The organism is Delftia sp. K82 (assembly GCF_002193035.1).
In the GTDB taxonomy this organism is placed as follows: Bacteria; Pseudomonadota; Gammaproteobacteria; order Burkholderiales; family Burkholderiaceae_C; genus Comamonas; species Comamonas acidovorans.
This window is the reverse complement of record NZ_MYFL01000001.1, coordinates 2,108,850-2,121,502: the sequence shown is the minus strand read 5'-3', so window position 1 is coordinate 2,121,502 and position 12,653 is coordinate 2,108,850. Positions and strand designations below refer to the sequence as shown.

Genomic DNA, 12,653 nt, shown 5'->3' with positions numbered 1-12,653 from the left:
AGCCAACCCTTCGGGAAAGCCAGGAAAAGGGTTCGCCCGTCGTTGCAGCTCGCTTGCGGTATTGGTGTGCTACGCCTCGTTCCAGGCCCGTTCCCCGGCTTTCGCGGGTACTCAAAAGTGCATAACACGCTCTGAATTGATGGCGAGACGGGGCTGCACTACAACCGGTTCAGGTATTACGATCCTGTGGTGGGAAGGTTTGTGCATCAGGATCCGATTGGGTTGTTTGGTGGTGAAAATTTCTATGCATACGGTGTCAATCCAACTGAGTGGATTGACCCAAATGGTTTAAGCACTCATAGAAATAGAATGAATAAGGCCGCGGGGTTAGCACCCAAACACCAAACTCATCACAAAATTCCACAAGCATTGTTTAAAAAACGCCCCATATTAAAGTGTATAGATCAAGATGCTCTTGAAAATCTTATTAATCTACCTAAATATGCCGGAAAATTTGACGGTAAAAAAGGAAAATATTATGGCAAATCAACTCACAGAGGAAGTCACAACGAATATAGTGATGCGCTGCTAGATGCCATTGATAGAGAAATATCTTCTGCCGGCGGCTGTCCAAAGAAACTATCTAAAAGACTTGGTGATATGCAAAAACTTCTGCACAAAGAATTGAAGAATGGCACTCCAATAAGAAAATCTGAAGGATCAAATTTCAAGTTGTGGGATGATATCTTAAAGAAAGGCGGTTTCTAATGATTTCAGAAAATGATTTTCCTATTAATGTTCAAGAGATTTTTCACCTCATGAAAGATGGGCCACTACTGCAAACAACAGACAGAATTTCAGAAGAAAGAATATTAGATATTCATAAAGCGATGTACATGCAACAAGATGAGGACATAAAAAAACCTTATCGCTTCATCATTGACATTACCAAAGATGCATCCGGAGAAATAGAGTCCCCACCTTTTGATGAGAAAAGAAAAAAATTAATAGAATTAATTGGAAACACCAATTATTTTGACCATCTCAGGGAATATTTCTCAAAACATGCCATTAGCAAAATTTTGGATCCCCAAGAAATCACTGACATATCAGAAGCCATTTATGAAGATCTGATACTATGTGCGAAAGCGAGATTGATGATGCCTAGCTCTCATCCATATTTCGAGAAAATGCTAGATGTTTATCTAAGGCAAGGATTCCCGTGCGCATGGATTGGCGGTAAAAATTGGAAGAAAGGAGATTTTGTAGTTTACTCACGATAAATATTAGTGCAATAAAATATATCAAAATGATTCGGCTGATACGCGGGGCTTCTGCCTGATTAAATCAGGCAACGCCGCCTTTCACACGGCTACGACGAACTGAGCAACCGCACGGACTGCTGGCTGCCCGGGGGCCGCCACGTCCAATGGCTCTACTACGGCTCTGTTCACCTGCACCAGATCCTCGCCGACGGCCAGGTGGTCAGCGACATCGAACGCGACGCCCTGCCCCAGGAAATCCAACGCACCCAAGGCACGCTGACCAGCCGCTATGGCTGGAACCCAATAGGCAGCCTTACCACCCATAAGGTCAGCCAGCAAGGCGCACTCCAGGGTCAGCCCGGCAGGCCTTCACCCCAGGCCCTCTTGGAGTCGGAATGGCGGAGTGAAGAACACTGTAACGTGCAGGTAGAGACGGAAACAGCTCAGGCCAGCTTTGCCACCTACTATTACCAATGCGACCAGATCGGCGCCCCCAGGAGCTCACCGACGAAACCGGCCGCATCGTCTGGGCCGCCAGCTACAAGGTCTAGAGCCAGACCTATCAGTTGCAGTACCTGCGCATAGGCACTGACGATGCGGCAGTGTCTACTCACGACCAGTGCCTCCTGGCTTTGGTTTATAAGGAACATCATGGAAAACGCGGATTTCATAAAAGTCATCAAAGACGCAGCCTTGAAAGCATTTTCCAATTTAAGAAGTTCTCATCCAGAAGAGGATTTTTGTGCATTTGGCCTATACTCTGACGAGGGCGCTATGACTGTTTGCCCGTCAGCAAACACTACCTCGTTTTTAGAGAAGAAAATTAAAGAAGACCCAGAAGACACTCAATATTACAAATGGAGTACAGCCGAATGGAAATACGAATTCTCAGGACACGATTGGTTTACTGACGTTTCTGCCGAAATATCAAAATTTCATAGCACAAAACACAGCAATAAAGATTTTATAAAATTTCAGAAAAATCTTTTCGAATCATGTGTAGCTGCACTTGAGCAATTAAAATCCGAAAATTTTTTCGGCAACTGTATATTGGTTTTTTCTGTAACAGGCTATACCAATAATAAAAAGGAAATTTCATGGATCTCGCGCCTTAACAGCCCACAAGAAGCATCTAATTTCAAAAAATGGATTAATGAGCAAGACGAATAAATAAAATGCCCAACTTATTGATCTCGTAGAATGGATTTCTACAGAGTAAAAAACTTGAATATTTAGAGAATTCAGAAAAACACTAATGGAGTACACTCCATAAATACTCTATCTATTTTGGATGGGTATGTCTCCAGTCCACGCGTTACCGCCACGACGCTCTGGACCGGCACATAGACAAGCAGGATTCCTTCGGGCGCACCACCTTCCTCTACGGCGACCTGCTGGCCGGAGAGATTTGTGGCTTCCGCCTGATCGAATACCTCTATGAGCCCGACAGCTACGTGCTCCTGGCTAAGAGTAAATCAGAATGGAGGAACGACGAAAACCAGTTAAAGAAGCCTCAGAAAAATCTCTGCACCGCAGCTAACCCTGTTCTTGATTCTTTGATCGACTAGGTTGTGATTTTGGAATACCGGATTTTTAATATTATCAACAAATGTGAAATATCAAAATTTAATATTTTGAATAACTTCAGAAAATAAAAACCTATGACAACCATACCGGATTATCCAGCGGACGTGCAAGAGATTCTCATTTTCATGAGAGATGGAAAATTTCTCAACGGCATATACAAAAATAATGATAAACATACAGAAATCATCAAAAATATACATAAAGCCCTGGAAATATATACCGATCAAGATATAAAAGTTCCATATTACTTTCTGCCAGATATATTCAATTCCGTTCAGGGCGAAATTAAAATACCCACACCGCCAAATCAGTTAGAAAATTTCGCAATGCATCGTGATTCGGAAAACTATTACGAAAAAATAAAAACAAATAACAAGCATCTGATGATTGATTTAAATCTGGATGATGATGACTACAATTTTCTGACAAACATCTTCTACGAAGATCTTGTGGCTTGTGCAAAAGCCAGACTTTTCTCAGAAGAAAAAATCAATTTCTTCGAGAAATTATTCAAAATATATGAGTCATCAGGATTTCCCTGTGGTTGGAAAGGAGGCAATAATCCGAACAACGGTGATTTTGTAATTTTCTCTAAGACTGATCTCTAGCTATTTGAACAATCAATAACCATGGCCAGCACGATCGACACCATCATGACCTTGATGTCAGGCAGGTATCATCGTGACCCTCCTTTGGAAGAAGAAACAATCAAGGACACATCAAGAAGGATGAATCTGCCTGGCGACTACACCCAATGGATGCATTGGTCCAATGGAGGAGAGGGTGATTTCGGGGCTCTATATTTAGTTTTCTGGCCGCTGAACGACATTGATCAACTCAACAGAGAATTTTGCATTCAGAAGTATCTTGGCGCCAAGGCTTTGTGCTTTGCCACGGACGGCGGAGGAGTTGGCTATGTTTTCAGATCTCTCCCCAACGACTGTTCTGTTTGGTCCGTTCCCTTAGGAGATCTGGACTGGAACGCGGCAAGGAAATTAGGCGACAATCTTGGTTCGGCGTTGGTTGAATCCCTAAATTCCACATAGTCCGAGATGGACTAAAAAATCAAGCAAGTCAAAGCAATAGATTTCTTCAGCAGCCGCCGACCCGAATCAACGCAACCCAATAATATTCATGCCCCTCAATCTTCAACTTGCTGAGGAAACCATACAATTGCTGGCTGCCGCATTCTTTCATCACGATTGAAAAATCTCTTGAAAACCGCTTCAGCATCAGCCCGTTGCAGATGGATAAGGCGTGTGAAGCATTGAAAAATTATCTCGGAAAAAACGATTTCACTGCCTTATCCCCTCCTCCCACGGGAAGCAAGATCACTCAGGAGAATGATGATTTTTATGCCGAAGACGATCGTGTCTCCATCAGGATCTATCCATTGAATTCCGGAGACTGGGGCTATGAGATGGACGTTTACATCAGAGACAAAAAGTCTGATCTGACCATGCGTGGCGAGCTGCCTGAAGATTTCTGCAAGAATCCGCACGGCCTCAAATTTCATCTGTTTGAAGTCATGTGATTTTGTCCCGACCATGCACACCATCCCTGAACTCGCCAGCCCCAAATCCTGGCAATCCACCCTGCCCTCCCGCCGCGCAGAGATTTGCCAAGCCATTCTGGAGGGGCTGCCGCGCGGCTTCGAGTTCGCAAAACCGTTCCTCTCTACAGAACTTGCTGAGGTTGGCGGCACGGCATGGGAGGTTCCCTGCTTTTACGACGCGCAGCATGAGACCACGCTGACCCTGGTCCTGGGCGACGATTTCACCTACGGGGCAACGGCGCAGCGGTTGGATAAGCTGCGCGATTCGATTCCTGCGGAGGACTGGTCCTTGATTGCGCCGGTGGTCCATGCAGCGCAGGAGGCGGGTCCCGTGCATGTGCCCGCATTTCTGATGGGCCGCTTTCCCACGTTCGAGTGGGTGATTGAAGAGCATGTGGAGCTGTGCGATGGGCTGGAGCGGCCTGATTTCTACAGCGAGGACGGGCCGTTTCCCGCCTATGTCACGCAAGAGGAAGCGCAGCGCTTTTTGGCCGCCACGGGCTATCGCCTGCCTTGGGACCATGAGTGGGAGTACGTTGCGAAGGCAGGCATGGAGCGGCTGTATGTGTGCGGGGACGCAGTTCCCCAGCGCGATCTGTCCGGTGATGTGTGCCTGACCCAGTTTGGCGATGGGCAGCTTAACCGCGCGGCCGCCAATCCTTGGGGAATGGTGGCGTTGGCGGTGGCCACGTTCACCCGTCTGCAGGCCAGCCCGCACGAGTGGCGCATCCGTGGCGGTGCGGCGGCGTTCTATCCGTTTCAGCATCGCATGCAGCAGGCCATGCTGCTGACGGAGCTTCAGCTGCCGCTGGCCAACATGCCAGGGCAGATGGCGGGTCTGCGTCTGTGCCTCGATGTGCCAGCCATATAAGGGCATATAGGGTCATATGGGGCCATATGGGGTAAATCCGTGCACAGCCGTTGTTGTGGCGCTCCTGGCACAGCAATGTTCTGGTGGCGTCATTTTTCGGCTTTAGGATGGCGGGCCATGCGCAATTCCCACTCCCTTTGGACGGCGGCAGCCCTGGGCCTGGCAGCCTGTCTCGGCACCAGCCCGGCCCATGCAGCCCGGCCCATGATCACGGACGATGCCCGCATCGTCGATGCCAAGTCCTGCCAGCTGGAAAGCTGGGTCAAGTCCAAAAAGGACAGCACGGAGTTCTGGGCGCAGCCGGCCTGCAATTTCACGGGCAATCTGGAGCTGACGCTGGGCGCGGCACGCACGCGAGAGGACGGCAGCAGCCGGACCACGGATGTGGTGATCCAGGGCAAGACCCTGTTCAAGGAACTGCAGCCCAATGGCTGGGGCTGGGGCCTGGCCGTGGGCAATGCCCGGCATCCGAATGACGAGGGCCAGGGCCGGGGAGATCTGTACGCCTATGTGCCCGTCACGTTCTCGCTGCGCGATGACCGGCTGTTCTTCCACACCAACGTGGGCTGGCTGCGCACGGCGCAGACGCATCGCAACCTCATGACGTGGGGCCTGGCCACCGAGGCCCAATTGAGCCAGAGCACCTGGCTGATTGCCGAGACATTCGGCCAGAACCAGGGCAAGCCCTTCTACCAGATGGGCCTGCGCTACTGGCTGGTGCCTGGACATGTGCAGATTGATGCCACCTACGGCAATCGCGCGGGAAGCAGCACGCAGGAGCGGTGGTTCTCCATCGGCCTGCGGCTGCTGTCTTCGCCGTTCCTGCCCTGAGTCCTTTCCAGCTTGCGCCCTGCCAGGCCCTCTCACAGCGCGCCAAGCCGCCTGAGCACCATGAAGGCCGCCATGGCCAGCACGCCCAGCATCACAGAGAGCTGATTGGCGCAGGCCAGATTTCCATCCAATACGTTGTTGTAGATGGCCAGTGACAGGGTTTCCGTCCGGCCGATGATGTTGCCGCCGAGCATGAGCGACAGGCCAACCTCGCCCAGCGCACGGCCCCCCGACAGGATCAGGCCGGCCGCAATGCCGCGCCGGGCCAGCGGCAGCTCGATGCGCCAGAACACCGACCAGGGGCGGTGCCCCAGCATGGCCGCCGCCTCCAGCAGGCGGGGCGAAGTGCCTGCAAAGGCGGCCTGCGTGGGCTTGACCATGAGCGGCAACCCGGCAATGAAGGCCGCAATGACCAGACCCGTTTGCGAAAACACGATGTCGGGCCGCAGCACGGCCGGCAGCATCTGTGTGACAAGCCCTTGCCGGCCCAGCAGCACCAGCAGGCCATAGCCCAGCACGATGGGAGGAAACACCAGCGGCAGGCTGACCAGCGCATCGACCAGTTGGCGCCCCGCAAACCGGCGCCGTGCCAGCAGCCAGCCCAGGCCTGCGCCCACCAGCAATTGCAGCAGCAGGCTCCAGGCAATGACATGCGCGGTCAGGGCTAGCGGCGCCTGGGCGCAAACGGAGGCGGTCATGGACTGTCAGCTGCCAGCAGGCAATGGGTGGCCCATCAAAGGCCGTGCCGCTCCAGCACCTGGCGGGCCTGCGGCGTGGCGATGAAGTCCAGCAGCGCCTGCAGTTGCGGTGATGAGGCGCGGCCCTTGAGCACGGCCAGGCTCAGTTCAATGGGCGGATGGCAGCTGGCCGCCACCGGCACGCTGGCGCCCGCGCGGTCTTTCAGGGCAAGGGCCTCGGTCTTGTTGACAAAGCCTGCGTCCACCTCGCCGGTGGTCACATAGGCGCTGACCTGGGGCACCGTGGCCACTTCGACCAGGCGATCGCCCAGCGTCTGCGCCAGGCCCAGGCGCTCCAGGCAGATGCGCGCCGCGTTGCCGTACACGGCCTTGCTGCGGTCGGCGATGGCAATGCGCTTGAATTCGGGCCTGGCCAGGTCCTGCACGCTTTCCAGGCGCTGGCCGCGCGAGGCCACCAGCACCAGCTGGCCCTGGCCCAGCGTGATGTAGCGCTCGGCCAGTTGCATGGGCTCGACAAAGGCGCGGTCGCCAATCAGCACGGCGATCTCGGGGTTCTGGCGGGCCTGCGTCTCGATCTGCTTCATGTTGCCAAAGCTGGCCTCGGCGCGAATGCCCGTGGCCTGGCCGAAGGCCTGCAGCAGTTCCAGCACGGGCTTGCGGTAGCCGGCGCCAGCGGCCAGCAGCAGGCCTTCATCGGCATGGGCCAGGCTGGCCGAGCCAGCCAACAACAGCGCCAGGAGCGGCGCCAGGCCGCGGGACAGTATGCGTTTGAACATGGATTTCCTCCTCTAGAACGCGGCGTTGAAGCCCACGCCCCTCTCTTTACGAAATATTCAATCGTATACGACGAATTCCGCACCCACCCATGTGTTCCTACTGCAGCGCCCATAAAAAAGCCTCCATGCATGAGGCATGGAGGCCGGCAGGCATGGCTGCCTGCGTCTGGGGCCAAGGTGTTTGGCCGCAGCGCTTACTTGTTGGGCTTGGCCGCAGGGCCGGCAGCGATGGGCGCCACGCCTTCAGGCTTGACGTAGGTGACCGAGGTCACATAGTGCACACCGTCGTATTTTTCTGCGCCGTTTGGGCCGGTGCGCTCACCGCCGCTGCGCTCGTCGTGCGTGGCTTCGGCCACGTAGGTGCCCTTCCAGGGCATGTCGAACTGCACCAGGCCCTGCTCGTCGGCATGGGCTTCCTTGCTCCAGCCCGATTGCACGGTCAGCACGACCTTGGCCTTGGGCAGCGGCTGGCCCTTGTAGATGACCTTGAACTCGCCGGCCTTGCCTGCGGGCACCACATCCAGCGTGAGGCGCGGGGCCTGGGCGGCAAAGCCGGTGATCAGGCGCGCGGCCGGGTGGTACCAGTTGCGCAGTTCCTGCTCGCCCTTCTTGCTGGTGTACAGCGGGTAGCCGGCATCCTCGGCCACGATGCTGTCGCCCTGGCCGGCCTTGAAGGGCAGCGCAAAGCCAGTGCCGGTCTTGCGGCCATCGGCCGCCTTCTCGCCCTGGGCAGACACCAGGGTGGCCACTGGCTTGCCGAACTTGTCGAGCAGGCCCGGCGATGTCTCGCGCAGGTTGTCGCCAAACTCGCCAAAGCGGATCACGGCGGTTTCGCCGGCCGGCTGTTCCAGCCAGATCTGGTGGGCCTGGCTGGCGCCGCTGGCGGCCAGGAGTGCGGAGACAAGAATCCAGTGTTTCTTCATTGCAGCTTCCTCAAAGGACAAAAAAACAGCCATCGGCGCCACAACGGGCCGACGGCATGAACGTGCTTGGGGAGTGGGGTGCGGCCGCATGTCGCCGCATTGATTATTGAATGCGAATGGTTTGCATTCTATGCGCATTGCGCACCGCCCCAGCGCAGTTCACCAGGTGGCTGCAATGGGGTCCGGCCCAGCGCTCAGGCGGCATCCTCGATGCGCACCGGCTCGCCCGTGAAGGCCAGCGCCTCGGCGGCCTGCTCCCAAGGGCTCCGGTCAGCCGCCCTGGCCGGTCGCAGCACAAAGCCCTCGCCCTCCGCGTGCGTGGTGCTGGCCGCGGGCGGCAGCGGCAGGCCCATGCGCTCATGCGCCTGGGCCACCAGGGTGCGGGCGTAGATTTCCGCAGCCATGCTGCGCAGGCGCGGCTTGTAGACCTTGCCCACGTTGGTGGTGGGCAGCGCATCGATGATGCGCACATAGCGCGGGCGCGCAGGCGCTTCGTCCACGCCGGCTGCGGCAAAGGCCAGCAGTTCGGTCTCATCGGCCTGGGCGCCGGGCTGGAGCGCGACAAAGGCCACAGGCACCTCGCCCGCATAGGCATCGGGTGCGCCCACGGCGGCGCAGGCCTTGACGGCGGGATGGCGCTCCAGCGCCTGCTCTATCACCTGCGGATCGATGTTGTGGCCGCTGCGGATGATGACGTCCTTGGAGCGCCCGCGCAGCCGCAGCAGGCCATCGTCGCCGACCGAGCCCAGGTCGCCCGTGATCAGCCAGCCGTCATCGGTGAGGTAGCTGGACGGCTCAATGCCACCCAGGTACCCGGAAAACAGGTTGGGCGACTGGAACACCACCATGCCGGTTTCGCCGGGCGCGGCTTCCTGCCCTGATGGCCTGCCGTCAGGCCCCATGCGGCGCACGGCCAGGCGCGCAAACGGCAGGCGCAGGCCCACATGGCCCGCCGCCGCGTGCAGGCCGGGCGGCGTGATGGTGGAGATGCCCGTCATCTCGGTCATGCCCAGGCTCTCGTGCACATGGAAGCCGCTGTGCGCCTTGAAGCGCGCCGCCACCTCGGGCGACAGCGGCGCGGCGCCCGTGCGGAAGTAGCGGATGGAGGACACATCGGCCCCCTGCAGCGGCACCTCCACCAGCGCGGCCAGCACCGTGGGCACGGCCGACATCAGCGTGGGCTTCCACTGTGCCGCCATGCGCCAGAAGCCGGCAATCACGGCCTTGTTGCGGAACAGACCGGTGGTCGGAATGATGACGTGGGCCCCGGCCGAGAAGCAGGCCAGCGAGCCCGGCAGCACGCCCGCCACATGGAACAGCGGGTAGCCGTTGATGGTGCGGTCGGCCGTGTTCAGGCCCTGCATCTGCACGCTGGCCCAGGCGGTGTAGACCTGGGCACCATGCGTCTGCACGGCGATCTTGGGCGCGCCCGTGGTGCCCCCGGTATGGAAGTAGGCCGCCACGTCGCCGGCCTGGGGCTGGCGCCCGCTCACCAGCCGGTCGGAGGGCTGGGCGGCCAGGGCGGCATGCAGATCGCTGGCGGGCCAGCGCTGTCCATCCCCCTGGGGAACCCGGCCTTCATGTGAGACCCAGAGCACATGCGCCAGGTCCGCATCCAGCGCCGTGACTTTCTCGCGGATGCCGGCATCGTCCTCGTCCGCCCAGGCGATCAGAAAGCGCGCGCCCGTGGTCCGCATCAGGGCAGAGATCTTCTCGGCACTCAGCAGCGGATTGATGGGCTGCACGATGCCCGCCGCCTCGCCGCCCCACAGCGCAAAGTGGTACTCCATGCAGCCGGGCAGCAGGATGGCCACCGTGTCGCTGGCGCCCATGCCCAGCGCATGCAGGGCGTTGGCCGTCTGGTGGATCTTGCCAAGCAGTTCGGCATAGCTCAGGTGCCGGGCATCATCCACGCTGCCGGCCTGGGGCAGAAAGCTCAGCGCCCTGCCCTGGCCGTGCTCACGCGCGGAGTTGCAAAAGAGGTCGTAGACCGAAGTCGCGGTGATCAGTTGCGCCATGGGCCGGCTTTCGATGGCTTCGACATCGGCCAGGCTGCAAACGGCCCGCAGGGGCCGGAACATGGATTGCGCAGGGATAGGACTCATGGCCATGGATTCACTCCGCGCCCAGGCCGTTGGTGCGCACCACCTCGCCCCAGCGCGTGTAGTCGCTGCGGATCAGGCCCTCGGTGTCCTGGGGGTTGAGGTAGGCGGCCGCCACGCCGATCTTCTCGAAACGGTCGCGCACCTCGTCGGTGGCCAGCAGCTGGCGCGAGGTGGCGCTGAGCTTGTCGATGATGGCGCGCGGCGTGTCCCTGGGTGCCACCAGGCCGCCCCAGGACGATGCCTCATAGCCGCCAAAGCCCTGCTCGGCCATGGTCTGCACGCCGTCCAGCGCCTTCACGCGCTGCGGCGTGCCCACCGCCAGCGCCCTCAGCCGGCCACTGCGGATATGGGGCAGCGCCGACACCATGTCCGCATAGATCACCGGCACCACGCCGCCCAGCGTGTCGTTCATGGCGGGCGCGCTGCCCTTGTAGGCCACGTGCTGCATGGTGTGCAGCTTGGCGGATTTCATCAGTTCCATGCTCAGGTGGCCCGAGCTGCCCGCCCCGGAGCTGGTGTAGTCCAGCGTGGCGGGCTGCGCCTTGGCGTACTGGAACAGCGATTTGAGATCGGTCACCTTGGGCAGGGACTGCGCATTGACCGCAATCACATTGGGCAAGTCATAGATCTTGGTGACCGAGGCGAAATCCGTGGCCGGGTGGAACTTGACGTTCTTGAAGAAATGCGGCGCCATGATGGTGGGCGTGACCATCATCATCAGCGTGTAGCCATCGGGCGCAGCCGTGCGGAACTGGCCTGCCGCCACCGCGCCCGATGCGCCGGGCTTGTTCTCTATCACCACGGGCTGGCCCAGCTGGCGCGCCAGCGCCTCGGCGTAGACGCGCGCCGCGCCATCGGTGGGTCCGCCCGGCGGGAAGGGAACGACCAGGCGGATGGGCTTGTCGGGCCAGGCGCCCGTGTCGGCCAGCGCGGCACCACACGGCGCTGCGAACGCGGCCATGCCGATGGCGCCCAGCGCCAGCCCCTTGGCCAGCGCCTGTCTTTTTGTCATGAATGCCATCTTGTCTCCTTGAATGTTTATGTGTTCTGGCTGGCCCATTCTGCCCAGCGCACCCTCTTTGACAATGGCGGCGGCGGTTGACATCATGTCAAACAATATTGACACCCCCTTGGACCGCAACGCATGGATCTCCTGGCATTCAACATCCTTGTCCAGATCATCGAGCACGGAAACCTGAGCCAGGCGGCAAAGTTCTTGAACATGTCGCGGGCCAACGTGAGCTACCACCTGGCCCGGCTGGAGAAGTCCCTGGGCGCATCGCTGCTGCGCAGAACGCCCCAGGGCGTGGAGGCCACCGAGGTCGGCCAGCGCATCTACCGCCATGCCCGCAACATCCTCAACGAGACCGAACTGGTGCGCGAGCTGGCCCAAAGCAGCACGGACGACATCTCGGGAAAGATCGGGCTGAGCGTACCCACCGGCTACGGCCACCTGGTCATGGCGCCGTGGCTGATCGAGTTCAAGCGCGCCCATCCGCAGGTGGTGCTGGACATCCGCCTGGAAAACTTCATAGACAACCTGCTCAAGGACAGCGTGGACATCGCCATCCGCGTCATGTCCGACCCGCCACCCATGCTGGTGGCGCGCGACATGTGGCCGGTGCGCTACAGCCTGTGCGCCTCCAGCGACTGGCTGCGCAGCCACCGCCTGCCGGAGACACCGTCCGAGCTGTCGCGCACGCCGCTCATCACATCGGGCGGCGAAAGCGGCAAGGTGCGCCTGCAGATTGCGCGGAACGGCCAGCCGCTGGAGGAGCTGGACATCACGCCCACGCTGATGTCGCGCAGCTACCCTTTCCTGTGCGACTGCATCACTGGCGGCCTGGGCGTGGGGCTGGTGCCCGACTACATGGTGCGCCGCGAGGTGGAAGATGGCCGCGTCGTGCTGGCCATGCAGGACTACGAATTCAGCATCAACCAGGGCCGCATGTTCATGCTGTACATGCCCAACCGCTTCCAGTCCGGTGCCGCCCGGGCCTTGATCGACTTTCTGAGCGACAGGATGGGCCTTGCGCGCATCATCCGGCCGGGTGACTTGCCCGACACGGCGCAGGCCTTGCCACCGCCGAAATGACGCGGGA

The 12,653-nt window shown here is 58.6% G+C and carries 15 protein-coding genes; 10 read left to right on the top strand and 5 right to left on the bottom strand.

All coding sequences use genetic code 11. The features are described from left to right. Positions 1-135 precede the first annotated feature (135 nt). The 9 genes from KDK82_RS32970 to KDK82_RS09405 all read left to right on the top strand — a co-directional run bounded on the left by KDK82_RS32970 (position 136) and on the right by KDK82_RS09405 (position 6,049). On the top strand, positions 136-708 hold the full coding sequence (locus tag KDK82_RS32970; RefSeq protein WP_218827084.1) for an RHS repeat domain-containing protein: 573 nt from the start codon (positions 136-138) through the stop codon (positions 706-708). After that, positions 708-1,223 carry a hypothetical protein gene (locus KDK82_RS31895; RefSeq protein WP_143343430.1) on the top strand — a complete coding sequence of 172 codons (516 nt, stop codon included), beginning with the start codon at positions 708-710 and terminating at the stop codon, positions 1,221-1,223. Before KDK82_RS32970 ends, KDK82_RS31895 begins: the two co-directional genes overlap by 1 nt. Before the next feature lie 455 nt (positions 1,224-1,678). Continuing rightward, entirely contained in the window at positions 1,679-1,756 is a 78-nt protein-coding gene (locus tag KDK82_RS33425) for an RHS domain-containing protein (protein ID WP_230590973.1), read from the top strand. A gap of 100 nt (positions 1,757-1,856) precedes the next feature. Next, on the top strand, positions 1,857-2,375 hold the full coding sequence (locus tag KDK82_RS09420) for a DUF4303 domain-containing protein (protein WP_157760125.1): 519 nt from the start codon (positions 1,857-1,859) through the stop codon (positions 2,373-2,375). Positions 2,376-2,866: 491 nt separating this feature from the next. Continuing rightward, entirely contained in the window at positions 2,867-3,400 is a 534-nt protein-coding gene (locus KDK82_RS31885) for a hypothetical protein (RefSeq protein WP_143343429.1), read from the top strand. Positions 3,401-3,421: 21 nt separating this feature from the next. Next, complete coding sequence (locus KDK82_RS31880) at positions 3,422-3,838, top strand: SMI1/KNR4 family protein (RefSeq protein ID WP_143343427.1); 417 nt, start codon at positions 3,422-3,424, stop codon at positions 3,836-3,838. Positions 3,839-3,945: 107 nt separating this feature from the next. Next, entirely contained in the window at positions 3,946-4,326 is a 381-nt protein-coding gene (locus tag KDK82_RS09415; RefSeq protein ID WP_230355392.1) for a hypothetical protein, read from the top strand. 13 nt (positions 4,327-4,339) lie between these two features. Then, complete coding sequence (locus tag KDK82_RS09410; protein ID WP_088164684.1) at positions 4,340-5,218, top strand: hypothetical protein; 879 nt, start codon at positions 4,340-4,342, stop codon at positions 5,216-5,218. 117 nt (positions 5,219-5,335) lie between these two features. Beyond that, positions 5,336-6,049: a hypothetical protein gene (locus KDK82_RS09405; protein WP_088164683.1), complete on the top strand. Its 714-nt coding sequence runs from the start codon at positions 5,336-5,338 to the stop codon at positions 6,047-6,049. A gap of 32 nt (positions 6,050-6,081) precedes the next feature. Here the strand turns inward: KDK82_RS09405 and KDK82_RS09400 are convergent, their stop codons facing one another. From KDK82_RS09400 to KDK82_RS09380, 5 genes are all read right to left on the bottom strand, one after another. After that, complete coding sequence (locus tag KDK82_RS09400; protein ID WP_088164682.1) at positions 6,082-6,747, bottom strand: molybdenum ABC transporter permease; 666 nt, start codon at positions 6,745-6,747, stop codon at positions 6,082-6,084. A 35-nt stretch (positions 6,748-6,782) separates the two neighbouring features. Further along, entirely contained in the window at positions 6,783-7,523 is a 741-nt protein-coding gene (gene modA, locus KDK82_RS09395) for a molybdate ABC transporter substrate-binding protein (protein WP_088164681.1), read from the bottom strand. A gap of 194 nt (positions 7,524-7,717) precedes the next feature. Then, on the bottom strand, positions 7,718-8,446 hold the full coding sequence (locus tag KDK82_RS09390) for a DUF4198 domain-containing protein (protein ID WP_088164680.1): 729 nt from the start codon (positions 8,444-8,446) through the stop codon (positions 7,718-7,720). A 194-nt stretch (positions 8,447-8,640) separates the two neighbouring features. Then, on the bottom strand, positions 8,641-10,557 hold the full coding sequence (locus tag KDK82_RS09385) for an AMP-binding protein (RefSeq protein ID WP_088164679.1): 1,917 nt from the start codon (positions 10,555-10,557) through the stop codon (positions 8,641-8,643). Between the two features lie 4 nt (positions 10,558-10,561). Then, entirely contained in the window at positions 10,562-11,572 is a 1,011-nt protein-coding gene (locus KDK82_RS09380) for a tripartite tricarboxylate transporter substrate binding protein (RefSeq protein ID WP_088164678.1), read from the bottom strand. A 123-nt stretch (positions 11,573-11,695) separates the two neighbouring features. On the opposite strand from KDK82_RS09380, the gene KDK82_RS09375 reads away from it, so the two are divergent. Further along, positions 11,696-12,646: a LysR family transcriptional regulator gene (locus KDK82_RS09375; RefSeq protein WP_088164677.1), complete on the top strand. Its 951-nt coding sequence runs from the start codon at positions 11,696-11,698 to the stop codon at positions 12,644-12,646. Positions 12,647-12,653: the final 7 nt, after the last annotated feature.